At 31.9% G+C, this 680-nt stretch carries 1 protein-coding gene; it reads right to left on the reverse strand.

The window, feature by feature from the left end:
• Positions 1-17: 17 nt before the first annotated feature.
• Positions 18-584 carry a hypothetical protein gene (locus R7Q11_RS26615; protein ID WP_064376472.1) on the reverse strand — a complete coding sequence of 189 codons (567 nt, stop codon included), beginning with the start codon at positions 582-584 and terminating at the stop codon, positions 18-20.
• Positions 585-680: the final 96 nt, after the last annotated feature.

Raw genomic sequence — 680 nt, forward strand, 5'->3', positions numbered from 1 at the left:
GATAAAAATGGAAATGCTCATTGAAGGTGGTTCAATAAGGCGTCTTCTAATTGTTGGTTTGCTTTGATTTCCCGTATTACCCCATTTACTTGAGCATCAATGTCTACGAGCGTGCTAAGTCCAATAATACTGTTATCTTTCGTGTTTTGAATAATATTGATAATACTTGAATTTATAAAGTCTGAACTTATTATATTAGGATTTTGAGACGAAGGCATTTTGGGTGAATCTATAGAATCATCTCCAATAATATTGCCTTCACCAAATTGTATGATGTTAACAATACCCTGGTTGAAAACATCTCCACTTTGATTTTCACTATTTGCGCTAATGTTTTTTAAATTACCATTTTCAATTACTAAGTTGGCAATATTTGTGTTCAAAATATCATCGCCATTTATAGTCGTAGTAATGCTTAATCCAATATTAATAATATACTCGTCCGTAATTTGGAAACCACCTCGATATTCTTCTAAAGATGAATTTGAAAGAGGAGTAAGTTCTTGCAGGCCAACATCTTTAGCATTCACATTAAAATGAGGTATTAGCATACAAAGCACTAACAAAAATTTATTGTAGTTCATAATGCAGGCCTTTCAGGTTGTTAAGTTCTTAAAGTTATTTAAAACAATGTTATATTAATTTTCACCGGAAACTGGGAGAGTAATGCTAAATACCCC

Source organism: Vibrio sp. 970, assembly GCF_033339075.1.